The organism is Streptomyces sp. NPDC048270, from assembly GCF_040652335.1.
Taxonomy (GTDB): domain Bacteria; phylum Actinomycetota; class Actinomycetes; order Streptomycetales; family Streptomycetaceae; genus Streptomyces.
This window is the reverse complement of sequence record NZ_JBEZLV010000003.1, coordinates 256,871-272,844: the sequence shown is the minus strand read 5'-3', so window position 1 is coordinate 272,844 and position 15,974 is coordinate 256,871. Positions and strand designations below refer to the sequence as shown.

Sequence of the window (15,974 nt, the reverse complement as noted above, 5' to 3'; positions counted from 1 at the left end):
TGCCTGCCCGTTTCGTCAAGGTATGACCCTGTGACCTGAGAGTCCCGGAGAGGACCGGGTGACAGGTGGGGCTCGTGATGGGTGTCGCCACATCAGGTAGTCCTGCGCGACTTGACGGAGCCCGGATGGATGTCGACCCGGGGCTTGGTATCGGGCGTGCCACTACGTACGAGTAGTTAACCAAGGGCGCGGATTGCGCGGGGAGAGAGTGGGCAGGGCTCACCGGGTACACGTGGTACACGCACGGCGCACCCGCCCCCAACCTCTCCCGCCACCCGAGTGAACGCGGACAGGAGCGGCCATGCCCGCAGCCCAGCCGTCCACCGAGCGGCTAGAAACAGAGCGAACAGAGCGTGCACTACCAGCCGCGATACCGGCTGGCCTGTTCTCACCGAGCCCTGCGAACTGCCCCCAGGTGATCCCATCATGATCGGTCGCATTCCCGTGCTGGACGTCCGCCCCGCCGTCGACTGCGGCGCCAGACCCGCCAAGGCGGTCGTGGACGAAGTCTTCGAGATCTCCGCAACCGTGTTCCGCGAGGGACACGACGCGGTCAACGCGCACGTCGTGCTCCGCGATCCGAACGGGCGGCTGCGGCCCCCCGTGCCGATGCGCGAGCTCGCCCCCGGCACCGACCGGTGGGGGGCGCGGATCTCCGCCGAGGCCGAGGGGAGGTGGACGTACACCGTCGAGGCGTGGAGCGACCCGGTGGCCACCTGGCGGGCCCACGCCGCGATCAAGATCCCCGCCGGAATCGACACCGGCCTCACCCTCCTCGAAGGCGCCGAGCTCTACGCCCGCGCCGCCGCCAAGATCCCCAAGCGGGACGGCCGCGGCACGGTGCTGGCTGCCGCCGAGGCCATGCGGGACGAGGACCGGGAGGTCGCCGAGCGGTACGCGGCCGCCCTCGACCCCGCCGTGGACGCCGCGCTCGCGAAGAAGCCGCTGCGCGAGCTGGTCACCGCCGCCAAGCCGCTGCCGCTGCTGGTCGAGCGCAAGCGGGCCCTCTTCGGCTCCTGGTACGAGATGTTCCCCCGGTCCGAGGGGGCCGTCGTCGAGCCGGGCGGGGTGCCGGTCAGCGGGACCTTCCGGACCGCCGCCGAGCGGCTGCCGGCGATCGCCGCGATGGGCTTCGACGTGGTGTACCTGCCGCCGATCCACCCGATCGGGTCCACCTACCGCAAGGGTCCGAACAACACCCTCTCGGCCGGGAGTTGGGACCCCGGCGTGCCGTGGGCCATCGGTTCCACCGAGGGCGGCCACGACGCGGTCCACCCCGACCTCGGGACCATCGAGGACTTCGACGCCTTCGTCGCCCGCGCCCGCGAGCTGGGCCTGGAGATCGCCCTGGACTTCGCCCTCCAGTGCTCCCCCGACCACCCGTGGGTGGAGAAGAACCCGCAGTGGTTCCGCCACCGCGCCGACGGGACGATCGCGTACGCGGAGAACCCGCCGAAGAAGTACCAGGACATCTACCCGATCCACTTCGACGCGGACATGGCCGGGATCGTCGAGGAGACCTGCCGGATCCTGCGGTACTGGATGGACCACGGCGTGCGCATCTTCCGGGTGGACAACCCGCACACCAAGCCCGTGTCCTTCTGGCAGAAGGTGATCGCGGACATCAACACGTCCGACCCGGACGTCATCTTCCTGGCCGAGGCCTTCACCCGCCCGGCGATGATGCGCGCCCTGGCCGCCGTCGGCTTCCAGCAGTCCTACACGTACTTCACCTGGCGCAACACCAAGGCCGAGCTCACCGAGTACCTGACCGAGCTCGCCGGCACCCGGTCGGCCTCCGTCATGCGGCCGAACTTCTTCGTCAACACCCCGGACATCCTCCACGAGTACCTGCAGCGGGGCGGCCGGCCCGCCTTCGAGGTGCGCGCGGTGCTCGCCGCCACCCTGTCCCCCGCCTGGGGGGTCTACGCCGGGTACGAGCTCTGCGAGAACACCCCGGTGCGGGAGGGCAGCGAGGAGTACCTGAACTCCGAGAAGTACGAGTTCCGGCCGCGCGACTGGGCGGCGGCGGACCGCGAGGGCCGCACCATCGCCCCGCTGATCACCGCGCTGAACCGGATGCGCCGGCGCAATCCGGCCCTCCAGCAGCTGCGCGACATCCACTTCCACTCGACCGACAACGAACAGGTGATCGCCTATTCGAAGCACGCCGGCGCCAATTCCGTACTGGTGGTCGTCAACCTCGATCCGCACCACACCCAGGAGGCGACGGTCTCGTTGGACATGCCGGTACTCGGCCTCGACTGGCACGGGTCCCTCGCGGTGCGCGACGAGCTCACCGGCGAGACCTATCACTGGGGCAGGGCGAACTACGTGCGCCTAGAGCCGGGCCGCACGCCCGCGCACGTGCTTGCCGCTCTGCGACCGTCCCCGCCCACCGGAGGGTCACCCACCACATGATGATCAACGATCCCGTCCACGACACGTTCGAGGACACCCCCGCCAAGGACCGCGACCCCGACTGGTTCAAGCGGGCCGTCTTCTACGAGGTCCTGGTCCGCTCCTTCCACGACAGCAACGGCGACGGCGTGGGGGACCTCAGGGGGCTCACCGCCAAGCTGGACTACCTGCAGTGGCTCGGCGTCGACTGCCTCTGGCTTCCGCCGTTCTTCGCCTCGCCGCTGCGCGACGGCGGCTACGACGTCTCCGACTACACCTCCGTGCTCCCCGAGTTCGGCGACCTCGCCGACTTCGTCGAGTTCGTGGATGCGGCGCACCAGCGCGGCATGCGGGTGATCATCGACTTCGTCATGAACCACACCAGCGACCAGCACGAGTGGTTCCAGCAGTCCCGCAAGGACCCGGACGGGCCGTACGGCGACTACTACATGTGGGCGGACAACGACAAGCAGTACCAGGACGCCCGCATCATCTTCATCGACACCGAGACCTCGAACTGGACGTACGACCCCGTACGCAAGCAGTACTACTGGCACCGCTTCTTCTCGCACCAGCCGGACCTGAACTACGAGAACCCGGCCGTCGTCGAGGAGGTGCTCTCCGCCCTGCGTTTCTGGCTGGACCTCGGCATCGACGGCTTCCGGCTGGACGCCGTGCCGTACCTCTTCGCCGAGGAGGGCACCAACTGCGAGAACCTGCCCCGCACCCACCGGCTGCTCAAGCGGGTCCGGGAGGAGATCGACGCGCACTACCCCGACACGGTGCTGCTCGCCGAGGCCAACCAGTGGCCCGAGGACGTGGTCGACTACTTCGGGGACTTCGCGAAGGGCGGGGACGAGTGCCACATGGCCTTCCACTTCCCCGTCATGCCGCGCATCTTCATGGCCGTACGAAGAGAGTCCCGCTACCCGGTCTCCGAGATCCTGGCCAAGACCCCGGCGATCCCGGACCGCTGCCAGTGGGGCATCTTCCTGCGCAACCACGACGAGCTGACCCTCGAGATGGTCACCGACGAAGAGCGCGACTACATGTACGCCGAGTACGCCAAGGACCCGCGGATGCGGGCCAACATCGGCATCCGGCGCCGCCTCGCCCCGCTCCTGGACAACGACCGCAACCAGATGGAGCTGTTCACCGCCCTGCTGCTGTCGCTGCCGGGCTCGCCGGTGCTCTACTACGGCGACGAGATCGGCATGGGCGACAACATCTGGCTCGGCGACCGCGACGGCGTCCGCACGCCGATGCAGTGGACTCCCGACCGCAACGCCGGTTTCTCCTCGTGCGATCCGGGCAGGCTGAACCTGCCGGTCATCATGGACCCGGTCTACGGGTACCAGGTCACCAGTGTCGAGGCCGCGATGGCATCGCCCTCGTCCCTGTTGCACTGGACCCGGCGGCTGATCGAGGTCCGCAAGGCGAACCCCGCCTTCGGACTCGGCTCGTACACCGAACTGCCCTCGTCCAACCCGGCCGTCCTCGCGTTCCTGCGTGAGTTCGGGGACGACCTGGTGCTGTGCGTGCACAACTTCTCGCGCTTCGCGCAGCCCACCGAGCTGGATCTGCGGTCGTTCAACGGGCGGGTCCCGGTGGAGCTCACGGGTGATGTGCGCTTCCCGCCGATCGGTGAGTGGCCGTACCTGCTGACCCTGGCGGGACACGGCTTCTACTGGTTCCGGCTGCGCGCCGAGCAACGCGGCGAGCAGCGCGCCGACTAGGGCACGTCCAGCACGCCGGGTACGGGGCGGGCAGCACGCGAATGGGTCAATCGCCCGCCCCTGTACGGATCATCCTGACCCGACACTCGCACATACCGGAGAAGCAACTGCCGCACATCCGGGACACTCTGCGCATTCTGTGACGGCCCGGGGAAAGGACGCGACGCCATGTCGGAGGCTGCATCCGCCCGGAGCCGGCTCACGGCCGACCGGGCCGCCCTGCTCACCGGGATCGGCCCGCTGGAACCGATGCTGCGGACCTGGCTGCCCGCGCAGCGCTGGTTCGCGGGCAAGGGACGGGCGATCGGCACGCTGCGGGCCGTCTCGGCGGCCGAGCTGCTGCCACCGGGGTCCGTCCCCGGACTGCTGCACCTGCTCCTCGACGTCGACGGGGACTGCTACCAGCTGCTGCTGGGCATCCGCCCCTCCCTGCCCCCCGCGCTCGCCCACACGCTGGTCGGGCACGCGCAGGAGGGCCCGTACGCGGGCCGGGCGGTCTACGAGGCGCTGGGCGATCCCCGGCTCGCGGCGATGCTGCTGGAACGATTGCGCTCCCCCGGCGTGCTCGGCCCGCTGCGCTTCGAGCGGGATCCGGACGCGCCGGTCCCGGCCGGGCTCGCCCCGCGGCCGCTGTCCGGCGAGCAGACCAACTCCTCGCTGATCTACGGGGATTCGTACATCCTCAAGGTGTTCCGGCGGGTCGGCCCGGGGGTCAACCCGGATTTGGAGCTGCCCCGGGCGCTGGCCGCCGCCGGCTGCGCCCGCGTCCCGGCCCCCGTCGCCTGGTACGAGGCCGAGCTGCCCGGGAGCGAGCAGCTGACCCTGGGCGTGCTGCAGCCGTACCTGCGCGGCTCCGACGACGGATGGCAGCTCGCGCTGCGCCGGCTCGGCGCCGGGGAGGACTTCACCGCGGAGGCGCACGCGCTGGGCCGGGCCACCGCCGAGGTGCACAGCGCGCTCGCGGCCGCCCTGCCCACCGTCGCGCTCGGCCCGGAGCAGACCGCCCGGCTCGCCGCCGGGATGACGGCCCGGCTGGCCGCCACGGCCCGGGAGGTGGCCGCGCTGCGGCCCTACGAGGCGGGGCTGCGGGGGGCCTTCGACGCACTGGCGGCCTCCCGGGGTGCCGGGGTGCCGGCCCAGCGGATCCACGGGGACCTCCATCTGGGCCAGACCCTGCGCACCCTCGACGGCTCCTGGTCGTTGATCGACTTCGAGGGTGAGCCGGCCCGGCCGCTGGCCGACCGGCGCCGCCCCGAACCGGCCGTGCGCGACATCGCCGGAATGCTGCGTTCCTTCGACTACGCCGCCCGCTCGCACCGGCCGTTCGCCCCCGCCTGGGCGGACGACTGCCGGGCCGCCTTCTGCGAGGGCTACGCCCGCACCACGGGCCGCGACCCCCGCGAGGACCCCGTGCTGCTGCGCGCGTACGAGACCGACAAGGCGGTGTACGAGGCCCGCTACGAGTCCCGGCACCGCCCCGACTGGCTGCACGTCCCGATGGCCGCGATCCGGCGGCTCTCGGAACCGCAGCGGCCCGCCCACCGGGTACCGCCGACCCCGCCCGCCCCCGGTTCCGTCTCCCCCCATCCCCAACCCCGCCAGAAGCCCCCGAGGAGGCCGCTCGCGTGAGCGCCGCACGACAGCCGTCACCGACCGTCCGCGACGAGACCGCACCCGTCCCGGCGTCCGCCAAGAAACCGCGCACCCCCCGGGCCCGCCGCGCCGCCCCTCCGCACGGGGTCCGGCCGGCGCCCGCGCTCGGCGGGGAGGAACGCGCCCGGCTGCTGGAGGGCCGTCACCACGACCCGCACGCGGTGCTGGGCGCCCGCACCGTGCGGGGCGGGGTCGCCTTCCGCGTGCTGCGCCCCTACGCCAAGGCGGTCACCGTGGTCGCCAAGGGGCTGCGGGCCGAGCTCTTCGACGACGGGGACGGGCTGTTCTCCGGGCTGCTGCCGCTGACCGCGGTGCCGGACTACCGGCTGCTCGTCACCTACGAGAGCGACGAGATCGAGGTCCACGACCCCTACCGGTTCCTGCCCGCGCTCGGCGAGCTGGACCTGCACCTGATCGGCGAGGGACGCCACGAGCAGCTGTGGAAGGCCCTCGGCTCCGAGCCGATGGAGCACCAGGGCGTGGCCGGCACCCGGTTCACGGTGTGGGCGCCGAACGCCCAGGGGGTCCGCGTCACCGGGGACTTCTCGTACTGGGACTCCGTCGCCTACCCGATGCGCTCGCTGGGCTCCACCGGGGTGTGGGAGCTCTTCCTGCCGGGCATCGGGGCCGGGGCGCTGTACAAGTACGACATCACCCGCCCCGACGGCAGTCACACCCTGCGCGCGGACCCGATGGCCCGCGCCGCCGAGGTGCCCCCGGCGAACGCCTCCCGGGTGACCGCCTCCGCCTACGAGTGGGGGGACGCGCAGTGGATGGCCGGCCGCGGGGCCCGGGCCCCGCACCAGGCCCCCTTCTCCGTCTACGAGCTGCACCTGGCGTCCTGGCGGCCCGGGCTCTCGTACCGGCAGCTCGCCGAACAGCTGCCGGGGTACGTGAAGGAGCTCGGCTTCACGCACGTGGAGCTGATGCCGGTCGCCGAGCACCCCTTCGGCGGCTCCTGGGGCTACCAGGTCACCGGCTTCTACGCGCCGACCTCCCGGATGGGCGGGCCGGACGACTTCCGCCTCCTCGTGGACGCGCTGCACCGGGCCGGGATCGGGGTGATCGTCGACTGGGTGCCCGCGCACTTCCCGCGCGACGACTGGGCACTGGCGGAGTTCGACGGGCGGCCGCTGTACGAGCACCAGGACCCGCGGCGGGCCGCGCACCCGGACTGGGGGACGCTCGAGTTCGACTACGGGCGCAAGGAGGTCCGCAACTTCCTGGTGGCCAACGCCGTGTACTGGTGCGAGGAGTTCCACGTCGACGGGCTGCGCGTGGACGCGGTGGCCTCGATGCTCTACCTCGACTACTCGCGCAGCGAGGGCGAGTGGACCCCGAACGAGCACGGCGGCCGGGAGAACCTGGACGCGGTGGCGCTGCTCCAGGAGATGAACGCCACCGTGTACCGGCGCTGCCCGGGCGTGGTGACGATCGCCGAGGAGTCCACGGCGTGGGAGGGCGTGACGCGGCCGACGGACGCGGGCGGGCTGGGCTTCGGCCTGAAGTGGAACATGGGCTGGATGCACGACACGCTGCGCTACATGTCGAAGGAGTCGGTGCACCGCAAGTACCACCACCACGACATGACCTTCGGGATGATCTACGCCTTCAGCGAGAACTACGTGCTGCCGATCTCGCACGACGAGGTGGTGCACGGCAAGGGTTCGCTGGTGTCGAAGATGCCCGGGGAGGACTGGTGGCAGAAGCGGGCCGCGCACCGGGCCTACCTGGGCTTCATGTGGGCCCATCCCGGCAAGCAACTGCTCTTCATGGGGCAGGAGTTCGCCCAGGGTTCGGAGTGGTCGGAGGTGTACGGGCCGGACTGGTGGCTGCTGGACGACTCCTATGCGGCGGCCGGTGACCACCGGGGCGTGCGCAGTCTCGTGCGCGACCTGAACCGCACGTACACGGCGGCCCCCGCCCTGTGGGAGCGGGACACCGTGCCGGAGGGCTTCGCCTGGGTGGAGGCGGACGCCGCCGAGGACAACGTGTTCGCCTTCCTGCGGTACGCCCAGGACGGCTCGCAGCTGCTGTGCGTGTCGAACTTCTCGCCGGTGGTGCGGCACGGGTACCGGATCGGGGTGCCGGAGGAGGTCCCGCTGTGGCGGGAGGTCCTCAACACCGACCAGGAGCAGTACGGCGGCAGCGGGGTGCGCCACCTGCAGCCGGTGCGGCCCGAGCCGGTCCCCGCGCAGGGCCGTCCGGCGAGCCTGCGCCTGACGCTGCCGCCGCTGGCGACGATCTGGTTCAGGCCGTAGCGCGGGGGGCGAGGTGCTCCTCCAGTTCCTGGAGGAGCCTGCGCTTGGCGCGGGCCCCGACCATCTGCCGCACGGGCTCGCCGTCGCGGAAGACGAGCAGGGTGGGCATGGACAGCACCCCGTACCGGGAGACGGTGGCGGGGTTGCCGTCCGCGTCGATCTGCACGACCTTGAGGCGGTCGGCCTCCTCGGCGGCGATCGCGGACAGCACGGGCGCGAGCTGGCGGCAGGGGCCGCACCAGTCCGCGGTGAACTCCACGAGGACGGGGCGGCCCGCCTCCCCGAGCACCTCGGCCTCGAAGTCAGCGTCGGTCACTTCCGCGACCCCCTGTGCGTGGATCATGTCGTGTTCCCCTCTCGTGCCGGTCATGTCATCCGCTCATTTCGCAGCGCGGCGCGGCGGCTTCGCCGGCGGCCTCCTCGGCGACGGCCAGCTGCCGGGCGACCTGCTCCCGTACGTCGGCGAGCTGGCCGATGAGGCCGTCGAGCTCGGCGAGCTTGCGCCGGTAGACGGCGAGCGAGGCCGGGCAGGAGTCCCCGGACGGGTGGCCGGCCCGCAGGCAGTCCACGAACGGCCGGGTCTCCTCCAGCTCGAAGCCGAAGTCCTGGAGCATGCGGATCTGGCGGAGCAGCCGCAGGTCGTCCTCGTCGTAGGTGCGGTAGCCGTTGCCGGTCCGCCGGGCGGGCAGCAGCCCGCGCGACTCGTAGTACCGCAGCGTGCGGGTGCTGGTGCCGGCCCGCTCCGCCAGTTCGCCGATGAGCATGGCCCGACCGTATTCCTTGACGTCGGCGTCAAGGCAATGTGTGAGAGCTGTGAGGGCTCTTGCGCCGACCGGCTCTGGCTGGAACCGTACGGTGTAGTCGATCTTCGGGTGCACCGATTACCGGACGGTCGCCGGGAAAACCGGCGAAATGCCATAACTCCCTAGGATGTTCCTACGAGTTATGGGCTTGTTTGATTGGTCTGTAGGCGCCGATGCCCAGCCACTCCTACGGTGTGCCATGTGCACTCCAGCCCACCTTTCAATGCCCCCGCCGCGCGTCGTCTCCGCGCGGCCCTGGGCATGGCTCCCGGTCATGTCGCCTATGGCCTGCGCGCCCAGTACGGACTGATCGTCACGCCCGAGACCGTGATGGCCTGGGAGCGTGGCGAGATATCGCCCTCCTCGACCGAGCTCACGGCCCTCGCCGGCGTCCTGTGGTGCTCGCCCGGGGAGCTGCTCGCCGAGCCGGTGACCCTGCGGGAGCACCGGATCTCCCGGGGGCTGGCCGTGGAGGAGCTCTCCCGGCGCCTCGGCCTGGAGGCGAACGCCTACCAGAAGATGGAGGACACCGGCCGCTGGAAGGGCAACGAGCGCCAGTCCGCCGCCCTGGCGACGGTGCTCGGGCTGTCGCTGTCCCAGTTCGTGATCGCCACCGGCAAGCAGGAGGAGCTCGCGGAGCTGCTGCGCAGCGCGGTCACCACCCGCTGGCAGGCGTACGTGAAGCCGCTGGGCAAGCTGCTGCCGATCCCCAAGACCCATCTGGAGCGGGTGCTGGAGCGGCTGCACGGGGAGTACCAGTCCCGCATGGTGGCGACGCTCAGCTGGGGCAGCGGCGGCGAGGCGGGGAGCGGTGACGCGGGGCGGGAGTTCCTCGCCGCCATCGTGGACCGGTTCTGGAGCCTCGCCGGTGGTGCGGCGTAGGACACATCCGGGCGGCCCGGACCCCTGCCGCGACGGCCCCGGCCCGTCCCGGAGAGGGAGGGAACCGGGGCCGTTCGGCGGGCGGATCGGGGGCGGAAGTCCCGTGTCCGGGAGCCGGTCAGAAGACGGACTCGGCCTCGTACATGCGGTCCTCGGGGACCGTCTTCAGCTCGGTGACGGCCGAGGCCAGCGGGGCCATCACGATCTCGGTGCCGCGCAGGGCGGTCATGTTGCCGAAGTCGCCGCGGTGGACGGCCTCGACGGCGTGCCAGCCGAAGCGGGTCGCGAGGACCCGGTCGTAGGCGGTGGGGGTGCCGCCGCGCTGGACGTGGCCGAGGATGACCGGGCGGGCCTCCTTGCCCAGGCGCCGCTCCAGTTCGACCGCCAGGCGGTTGCCGATGCCGGCGAAGCGCTCGTGGCCGTACTGGTCGATGGCGCCCTTCTCGTACGGCATGGAGCCCTCGGCCGGGTGCGCGCCCTCGGCGATGCAGACGACGGCGAACTTCTTCCCGCGGGCGAACCGTTCCTCCACCATCTTCACCAGGGCGTCCACCTCGAAGGGGCGCTCGGGCAGGCAGATCCCGTGGGCACCGCCGGCCATGCCGGACTCCAGGGCGATCCAGCCCGCGTGGCGGCCCATGACCTCGACGACCATGACGCGCTGGTGCGACTCGGCGGTGGTCTTCAGGCGGTCGATGGCCTCGGTGGCGACCATGACGGCGGTGTCGAAGCCGAAGGTGCGGTCGGTGGAGGAGATGTCGTTGTCGATGGTCTTCGGCACGCCGACGACCGGCATCCCGGCGTCCGACAGCATCCGCGCGGCGGTCAGGGTGCCCTCGCCGCCGATCGGGATGAGCGCGTCGATGCCGTAGCGCTTCGCCAGTTCCCGCGCGTTCTCGGCGGCCTCGTGCAGGCGGGCGCGCTCCATGCGGGCCGAGCCGAGGATCGTGCCGCCGCGGGCCAGGATGCCGCTGACGGCATTGATGTCGAGCGGGCGGACGTTGCCGTCGAGGAGGCCCTTGAAGCCGTCCTCGAAGCCGATGACCTCGTCTCCGTGCCCGACCAGGGCGCGGTGTACGACCGATCGGATGACAGCGTTGAGGCCCGGACAGTCGCCGCCCGCGGTGAGAACTCCGATACGCATCGTGCTGTGTCTCCTGCCGTACATGTGAAGAAGGGCGTAATGAGGAAGCCTGTCCGATTGTTCCACGGGCGCGGGGTGCCGCGCGTCCTGTGATACTCCGCCCGCCGGGCCTTTCGTCCCTCCCGGCCAGGCCCTTTTCCCGGCGGGCGTCCTATCCATCGGCAGAGGTATTGTCAAGAGGCCAAGCCACACTAAATGGACATTCACAGCATGGACGGAGAGCACGCGTGACGCGCAGCGTGTACGTGACCGGCATCGAGCGGGGGGACGGCCGCCAGGTCGTCGAACTGGGGATCATGGAGCTCCTGACCCGGCAGACGGGCCGGGTCGGCGTCTACCGCCCGTTGCTCCACGACAGCCCCGACCGGCTCTTCGACCTGCTCAAGGCCCGCTACCGGATCGACCAGGACGCCGCCACGGCCTACGGCATGGAGTACCACGAGGCCTCGGCGATCCTCGCCGAGAAGGGCACCGACGAGCTGGTCTCGCGGCTGGTCGACCGCTACCACCGGGTGGCGCGCGACTACGAGGTCATGCTGGTCCTCGGCACCGACTACGCCGACACCAACCTGCCCGACGAGCTCGCGCTCAACGCCCGCCTCGCCAACGAGCTGGGCGCGGTCGTCGTTCCCGTCGTGGGCGGCGTCAAGCACCCCGCCGACGCCGTGCGCGCCGAGGCCCGCAACGCCTACCGCGCGTACGAGAGCCTGGGCTGCCACGTCGTCGCGATGGTCGTCAACCGGGTGGCCGCGGAGGACCGCGACGTCATAGCCGAGCGGCTGGCCGCCCGGCTCCCCGTGCCCTGCTACGTACTGCCGGACGACAAGTCGCTCTCCGCCCCGACCGTCGCCCAGATCACCCGGGCCCTCGGCGGCGAGGTGCTCCTCGGCGACGACGCCGGGCTGGCCCGCGACGCACTCGACTTCGTCTTCGGCGGCGCCATGCTGCCGAACTTCCTGAACGCCCTCACCCCCGGCTGCCTGGTCGTCACCCCCGGGGACCGCTCGGACCTGGTCATCGGCGCGCTGGCCGCGCACACCTCGGGCACCCCGCCGATCGCCGGTGTGCTGCTCACCCTGAACGAGCGGCCCGGACCGGACATCCTCACGCTGGCCTCGAAGCTGGCGCCGGGCACGCCCGTGGTGTCGGTGGCGGGCAACAGCTTCCCGACGGCCGCCGAACTCTTCGCGCTGCAGAGCCGCTTGAACTCCGCGACCCCGCGCAAGCTGGAGACCGCCCTCGGCCTCTTCGAGCGGCACGTGAACACCGGCGAGCTGCGCGACCTGCTCTCGGTGGCCCGCTCCGAGCGCGTCACGCCGATGATGTTCGAGCACGAGCTGCTGGAGCGGGCCCGCTCGGAGCGGCGCCGCGTCGTGCTGCCCGAGGGCACCGAGGAGCGCGTGCTGCGCGCCGCGGACGTCGTGCTGCGGCGGGGCGTGTGCGACCTGACCCTGCTGGGCGAGGAGCCGGCCATCCTGAAGAAGGCCGCCGACCTCGGGATCGACATCTCGGGCGCACAGCTCATCGACCCGGCGACCTCCCCCCTGCGGGAACGGTTCGCCGAGTACTACGCCAGGGTCCGCGCCCACAAGGGCATGACCGTCGAGCTGGCCAACGACGTGGTGACCGACGTCAACTACTTCGGCACGCTGATGGTCCAGGAGGGCCTGGCCGACGGCATGGTCTCCGGCTCCGTGCACTCCACCGCCGCGACCATCCGCCCGGCCTTCGAGATCATCAAGACCAAGCCGGAGGCCTCCATCGTCTCCTCGGTCTTCTTCATGTGCCTGGCCGACCGGGTCCTCGTCTACGGGGACTGCGCCGTCAACCCGGACCCCGACGCCGAGCAGCTCGCCGACATCGCCGTCCAGTCGGCCGCCACCGCCGCCGCCTTCGGGGTCGAGCCGCGGATCGCGATGCTCTCGTACTCGACCGGCACCTCGGGCAGCGGCGCCGACGTGGACAAGGTCCGCAAGGCCACCGAGATCGTCCGCGACCAGCGCCCCGACCTGTTGATCGAGGGGCCGATCCAGTACGACGCGGCCGTGGAGCCCTCGGTCGCCGCGACCAAGCTGCCCGGGTCCGAGGTGGCCGGCCGCGCGAGCGTGCTGATCTTCCCCGACCTCAACACCGGCAACAACACGTACAAGGCCGTGCAGCGTTCGGCGGGCGCCGTGGCGGTCGGCCCGGTGCTCCAGGGCCTGCGCAAGCCGGTCAACGACCTCTCGCGCGGCGCACTGGTGCAGGACATCGTCACCACCGTGGCCATCACCGCGATCCAGGCCCAGTCGCAGCCGCTGCCGCAGACCGCCCGGTAAACACCCCACCGCACCCGAAGGAAAGACCCGCACCGTGACCGCATCGCGCGTACTCGTCCTCAACTCCGGCTCCTCGTCGGTCAAGTACCAGCTCCTCGACATGGCGGACCGCTCCCGCCTGGCCGTCGGCCTGGTGGAGCGCATCGGCGAGGAGACCTCCCGTCTCGTCCACGAACCGCTCACCGGGCCGGGTGCCGCGGGCGGCAGGCGCGAGCAGGTGGGCCCGATCGCCGACCACGAGGCGGCGCTGAAGGCCGTGGCCGCGGAGCTCGCCGCCGACGGCCTGGGCCTGGACTCCCCCGAACTGGCAGCCGTGGGCCACCGCGTGGTGCACGGGGGGACGAAGTTCACGCAGCCGACGGTGATCGACGACGCGGTGCTGGCGGAGATCCGCAGCCTGATCCCCCTCGCGCCGCTGCACAACCCGGCGAACGTGACGGGCATCGAGGTGGCGCGCCACCTGCGGGCGGACATCCCGCAGGTGGCCGTCTTCGACACGGCCTTCCACTCCACGATGCCGGAGTACGTGGCGCGGTACGCGATCGACGCCGCGACGGCGGACAAGTACTCCATCCGGCGGTACGGGTTCCACGGCACCTCCCACGCCTACGTGTCGAGGGCGACGGCCGCACTGCTCGGCCGGCCGGTGGAGGACGTGAACGTGATCGTGCTGCACCTGGGCAACGGGGCCTCGGCCTCCGCCGTCCGCGGCGGGGTCTGCGTGGAGACCTCCATGGGCCTGACCCCGCTGGAGGGTCTGGTCATGGGAACCCGCTCGGGAGACCTGGATCCGGCGGTCATCTTCCACCTGGCCCGGGTGGGGGGCCTCTCAGTGGATGAGATCGATTCGCTCCTGAACAAGAAGAGCGGTCTGCTGGGCATGTGCGGCGACAACGACATGCGCGAGGTGCTGCGGCGGGCCGGCGAGGGCGACGACGCGGCGGGCGTCGCCTTCGCGGCGTACGTCCACCGTCTGAAGAAGTACATCGGCGCCTACTCGGCGGTGCTCGGCCGGGTGGACGCGGTGGCCTTCACGGCCGGGGTGGGCGAGAACGCCCACCAGGTCCGGGAAGCTGCCGTGGACGGCCTCGCCGAGCTGGGCCTGGCGCTGGACCTGGAGGCCAACGCGGTGCGCTCGCCCCAGCCGCGGCTGGTCTCGGCGGACTATGCGCGGGTGGCCGTGGCCGTGGTCCCGACGGATGAGGAACTGGAGATCGCCACTCAGGCCTACGCTCTGGTTACCCAGTAGTCACTTGGACTTTCCACCAGACGGAATATTCCGCTACGAAACAAACCGATAGGATCCGCTCCATGCGCCGTTCCAAAATCGTCTGCACGCTGGGCCCCGCCGTCGACTCGTATGAGCAGCTGAAAGCGCTCATCGAGGCAGGTATGAACGTGGCCCGATTCAACTTCAGCCACGGATCCCAGGCAGAACACCAGGAGCGGTACGACCGCGTCCGGAAGGTCTCCGAGGACACCGGGCGCGCCGTCGGCGTCCTCGCCGACCTCCAGGGCCCGAAGATCCGTCTGGAGACCTTCGCCGAGGGTCCCGTCGAGCTGGTGCGCGGTGACGAGTTCACCATCACCACCGAGGACGTCCCGGGCGACAAGTCCATCTGCGGCACCACCTACAAGGGCCTGCCGGGTGACGTCGCCAAGGGCGACCAGGTCCTGATCAACGACGGCAACGTCGAGCTCCGGGTGACCGGGGTCGAGGGCCCGCGGGTCAGGACCATCGTCATCGAGGGCGGTGTCATCTCGGACCACAAGGGCATCAACCTGCCGGGTGCCGCCGTGAACGTCCCCGCCCTGTCGGAGAAGGACGTCGACGACCTGCGCTTCGCCCTGCGGATGGGCTGCGACATGGTCGCCCTGTCCTTCGTCCGCGACGCCAACGACGTCAAGGACGTCCACAAGGTCATGGACGAGGAGGGCCGCCGGGTCCCCGTCATCGCCAAGGTGGAGAAGCCGCAGGCCGTCGAGAACATGGCGGCCGTGGTCGACGCCTTCGACGCGGTCATGGTGGCCCGCGGCGACCTGGCCGTCGAGTACCCGCTCGAGAAGGTCCCGATGGTCCAGAAGCGGCTCATCGAGATGTGCCGCCGCAACGCCAAGCCGGTGATCGTCGCGACCCAGATGATGGAGTCGATGATCACCAACTCCCGCCCGACCCGCGCCGAGGCCTCCGACGTCGCCAACGCCATCCTCGACGGCGCGGACGCGGTCATGCTGTCGGCCGAGTCCTCGGTCGGCGCCTACCCGATCGAGACCGTCAAGACGATGTCGAAGATCGTCACGGCGGCCGAGGAGGAGCTCCTCTCCAAGGGCCTCCAGCCGCTGGTCCCGGGCAAGAAGCCCCGCACCCAGGGCGGCTCCGTCGCCCGCGCGGCCTGCGAGATCGCGGACTTCCTCGACGGCAAGGCGCTCATCGCCTTCACCCAGTCCGGTGACACGGCCCGCCGCCTGTCGCGCTACCGCGTGAGCCAGCCGATCCTGGCCTTCACCACGGACGCCAACACCCGCAACCAGCTCACGCTGAGCTGGGGCGTCGAGTCGTACGTCGTCGCGCACGTGGACAACACCGACGCGATGGTCGACCTGGTGGACGGCGAGCTGCTCAAGCTGGGCCGCTACAACGAGGGCGACACCATGGTCATCACGGCCGGCTCGCCCCCCGGCGTCCCCGGCACCACCAACATGGTCCGGGTGCACCACCTGGGCGGCGACGGCGCGCGCGACTGACGCCGCGCCACCACCGCACCACCGCTGGACTC

11 protein-coding genes are annotated in these 15,974 nt (G+C 71.1%); 8 read left to right on the top strand and 3 right to left on the bottom strand.

All coding sequences use genetic code 11. The features are described 5' to 3' along the window. The first annotated feature begins 426 nt into the window (after positions 1-426). From AB0D66_RS04520 to glgB, 4 genes are all read left to right on the top strand, one after another. Positions 427-2,421 (top strand): alpha-1,4-glucan--maltose-1-phosphate maltosyltransferase, encoded by a 1,995-nt coding sequence (locus AB0D66_RS04520; protein WP_362296453.1) that lies wholly within the window; start codon positions 427-429, stop codon positions 2,419-2,421. Then, complete coding sequence (treS, locus tag AB0D66_RS04515) at positions 2,418-4,136, top strand: maltose alpha-D-glucosyltransferase (protein ID WP_361755134.1); 1,719 nt, start codon at positions 2,418-2,420, stop codon at positions 4,134-4,136. Before AB0D66_RS04520 ends, treS begins: the two co-directional genes overlap by 4 nt. Positions 4,137-4,304: 168 nt before the next feature. Further along, positions 4,305-5,765: a maltokinase gene (locus AB0D66_RS04510; protein WP_362296449.1), complete on the top strand. Its 1,461-nt coding sequence runs from the start codon at positions 4,305-4,307 to the stop codon at positions 5,763-5,765. Continuing rightward, on the top strand, positions 5,762-8,050 hold the full coding sequence (glgB, locus tag AB0D66_RS04505; protein WP_362296447.1) for a 1,4-alpha-glucan branching enzyme: 2,289 nt from the start codon (positions 5,762-5,764) through the stop codon (positions 8,048-8,050). The genes AB0D66_RS04510 and glgB overlap by 4 nt, the downstream gene beginning before the upstream one ends. Here glgB and AB0D66_RS04500 read toward each other — a convergent pair. Together AB0D66_RS04500 and AB0D66_RS04495 are read right to left on the bottom strand one after the other, a co-directional pair. Next, a complete protein-coding gene (locus AB0D66_RS04500; RefSeq protein WP_362296753.1) occupies positions 8,040-8,393 on the bottom strand; it encodes a thioredoxin domain-containing protein in 354 nt (117 codons plus the stop codon). The two genes, glgB and AB0D66_RS04500, sit on opposite strands and share 11 nt — an antisense overlap. Before the next feature lie 28 nt (positions 8,394-8,421). Next, on the bottom strand, positions 8,422-8,814 hold the full coding sequence (locus AB0D66_RS04495; RefSeq protein WP_362296444.1) for a MerR family transcriptional regulator: 393 nt from the start codon (positions 8,812-8,814) through the stop codon (positions 8,422-8,424). Between the two features lie 300 nt (positions 8,815-9,114). Between AB0D66_RS04495 and AB0D66_RS04490 the strand changes: the two genes are divergently transcribed. Continuing rightward, positions 9,115-9,735 (top strand): XRE family transcriptional regulator, encoded by a 621-nt coding sequence (locus tag AB0D66_RS04490; protein ID WP_362296441.1) that lies wholly within the window; start codon positions 9,115-9,117, stop codon positions 9,733-9,735. Positions 9,736-9,853: 118 nt separating this feature from the next. Here the strand turns inward: AB0D66_RS04490 and AB0D66_RS04485 are convergent, their stop codons facing one another. Continuing rightward, positions 9,854-10,879: an ATP-dependent 6-phosphofructokinase gene (locus AB0D66_RS04485; protein ID WP_362296438.1), complete on the bottom strand. Its 1,026-nt coding sequence runs from the start codon at positions 10,877-10,879 to the stop codon at positions 9,854-9,856. A 227-nt stretch (positions 10,880-11,106) separates the two neighbouring features. Between AB0D66_RS04485 and pta the strand changes: the two genes are divergently transcribed. From pta to pyk, 3 genes are all read left to right on the top strand, one after another. Continuing rightward, positions 11,107-13,197 (top strand): phosphate acetyltransferase, encoded by a 2,091-nt coding sequence (gene pta, locus AB0D66_RS04480; RefSeq protein ID WP_362296435.1) that lies wholly within the window; start codon positions 11,107-11,109, stop codon positions 13,195-13,197. A gap of 34 nt (positions 13,198-13,231) precedes the next feature. Next, the gene (locus tag AB0D66_RS04475; protein WP_362296433.1) at positions 13,232-14,446 is read left to right on the top strand and encodes an acetate kinase; all 1,215 of its coding nucleotides are present in this window, start codon (positions 13,232-13,234) and stop codon (positions 14,444-14,446) included. A gap of 62 nt (positions 14,447-14,508) precedes the next feature. After that, entirely contained in the window at positions 14,509-15,942 is a 1,434-nt protein-coding gene (gene pyk / locus AB0D66_RS04470) for a pyruvate kinase (RefSeq protein ID WP_362296430.1), read from the top strand. The last annotated feature ends 32 nt before the right edge of the window (positions 15,943-15,974 follow it).